This is a genomic window from Wolbachia endosymbiont of Drosophila baimaii (genome assembly GCF_028982185.1).
In the GTDB taxonomy this organism is placed as follows: domain Bacteria; phylum Pseudomonadota; class Alphaproteobacteria; order Rickettsiales; family Anaplasmataceae; genus Wolbachia; species Wolbachia pipientis.
Genome location: NZ_JAPQLE010000123.1, coordinates 1 through 2,195 on the forward strand (window position 1 = coordinate 1; position 2,195 = coordinate 2,195).

General features: G+C 36.6%; 3 protein-coding genes. 2 read left to right on the forward strand and 1 reads right to left on the reverse strand.

Translation table 11 applies throughout. From position 1 onward, the window contains the following. The first annotated feature begins 80 nt into the window (after nt 1–80). Entirely contained in the window at nt 81–380 is a 300-nt protein-coding gene (locus OZD66_RS04240) for a tetratricopeptide repeat protein (RefSeq protein WP_275022312.1), read from the forward strand. Further along, a complete protein-coding gene (locus OZD66_RS04245; protein ID WP_182367137.1) occupies nt 367–543 on the forward strand; it encodes a tetratricopeptide repeat protein in 177 nt (58 codons plus the stop codon). The genes OZD66_RS04240 and OZD66_RS04245 overlap by 14 nt, the downstream gene beginning before the upstream one ends. A 38-nt stretch (nt 544–581) precedes the next feature. On the opposite strand, the gene odhB is transcribed toward OZD66_RS04245, so the two are convergent. After that, complete coding sequence (odhB, locus tag OZD66_RS04250) at nt 582–1,754, reverse strand: 2-oxoglutarate dehydrogenase complex dihydrolipoyllysine-residue succinyltransferase (protein ID WP_182367135.1); 1,173 nt, start codon at nt 1,752–1,754, stop codon at nt 582–584. Nucleotides 1,755–2,195 lie beyond the last annotated feature (441 nt).

Consider the following 2,195-nt stretch of genomic DNA (forward strand, 5'->3'; position numbering starts at 1 on the left):
GTAAATTTGTTACCTCTCTTACCCACTCCATAATTAAACAACTCTGCAATGTCTCCTATTTGTCCTCCTAATAATGAGAATTGGTATTAGTAATTCAAGAGAAACATTATGGCCCCGATTATTTTGAAGTCGCTATTACTCTGACAAACCTTGGTATCTCTCATGTGGATTTAGGTGACTATAAAAAACAAAAGGAGTTACTTGAACGGGCTTTAGCAATCAAAAAGAAACATTACAGGCCTGACCATTTTGAAGTTGCTAGAACACTGGCAAACCTCGGTAATTCTTATAGGGATTTAGGTAACCCTCAGAAAGCAAAGGAGTTGCTTGAGCAGGCCTCATTTATTCTTGAGAAGCATCATGTCCATGATTACTTCTAAAGTTGTTGAACTATGGGAAATTCTAGGCCCAGCTTATGGTGCTCTAGGTAACCATAAGAAACAAAAGGAGTTGTTTGAACGGGCTTCATCCATCTTTAAGAAACATTACGGCCCTGATCACCAGGAAGTTGTGAAACTACTGGCAGAACTAGATGACATTTAGGTTTTTAGCAATACTGGATCAACAACAATTCATTTGAGCTACACTTCCAAAACTAATCTATTTGGATCTTCTATATAATTTTTTATTTTAACGAGGAAAGTCACTGCTCCTTTGCCATCAACTATTCTGTGGTCGTAAGAGAGAGCGATATACATCATAGGTCTGATTTCTACTGCATTACCCACGGCAACTGGTCTGTTTTGTATTGAATGCATTCCAAGTATTCCAGATTGCGGAGGGTTTATTATCGGAGTGGAAAGAAGTGAACCGTATACTCCACCGTTTGAGATGGTAAATGTTGCACCTTCCATTTCTGATACTTGTAATTTACCCTCACGAGCTTTTTTGCCAAGAGCAACTAAAGTCAACTCAATTTCTGCAAATGACATCTGATCGGCACCCCGAATAACTGGTACAACAAGACCTTTATCGGTGCCAACAGCAACACCTACGTCATAGTAATGTTTATATATGATTTCATCGCCTGAGATTTCAGCGTTAATTTCAGCAATTTCTTTCAATGCTTGCACCGCTGCCTTTATAAAAAACGACATAAAACCAAGTTTTATTCCATATTTTTTTTCAAAGGCGTCCTTATATTTTGCTCTTAGATCCATGACATTCTTCATGTCAATTTCATTGAACGTGGTCAGTATTGCAGCAGTATTTTGCGATGCTTTCAAACGAGCGGCAATTACTCGCCTTATTTTGCTCATTTTTACTCGTTCCTCTCTTTGCTCTCCATTTACTACACTTTTTGGCAATTCATATTGTTTTATTGCAGGTTGTTCAGCTTTGTTCATATGGCCTATCACATCTGCTTTTGTTATTCTGCCTCCCATGCCAGTTCCTTTGACGCTTTCTGCACTGATTGCATTTTTTTCCATAATTTTACGAGCTGATGGAGCATCTTTTTTAGCAGCACTTTCGCTTTTATCTTCTTTTCTCGCTTCCTCTTTTACTTCTCCCATGGAAAGCTTCGCTAACAATTGATCAGGACTTATTACATCATCTTCTTTTATAAGAAATTCAGTTATTTGCCCTGAAGCTTCTGCAGTTAATTCGAGTGCTGTTTTGTCAGTTTCAATTTCAAAGATCAAGTCATCTACTTTTACTGCTTCTCCAATACCCTTCTTTATTTTTACTATACCTTCTGTAACTGATTCACCACCAAGAGTTTTTGGTGCTCTGATTTCTATAATTTTGCTCATAAAACAACTTCCGTATAAAACTTTCTATAGATTTATACATGAAAAGAGACATGTAATAAACTAATAAATTCATTGAGGCTCTTATCATTTAGAAGTGACAAACGGATAACATATTCCCAAATGTCATTCCAGCGCGTGACGCTAGGTCATAAAAATTCCTTGACAAGCTTTGCCAGCCCCCTTATCACGAAACTGAAGCTATTTATTTATCTTCTCTGTACAGATTAAATGACAAAAAAACTCACGTATCTGGCGTCTCATGTTTAATTTTTTGCACTATGTGCACTCTATGTCTTTATCAAATTTCTAGGTTTTTACCTACACAAGCTGAAATATGCTTATAAAGCATTTAAAACATTAAAAAACGCCAACTTAAAAAATGGATAGTGAATAACTAGCTACCCTAGGGTTTCTTTTGCCTTTTTTTCTGTTTAGTAAATT

What these genes read in the sequence shown, in the direction of transcription:
- OZD66_RS04245 (WP_182367137.1), top strand. Translation starts at nt 367, where the DNA reads ATGATTACTTCTAAAGTTGTTGAACTATGGGAAATTCTAGGCCCAGCT.
- odhB (WP_182367135.1), bottom strand. Translation starts at nt 1,754, where the DNA reads ATGAGCAAAATTATAGAAATCAGAGCACCAAAAACTCTTGGTGGTGAA.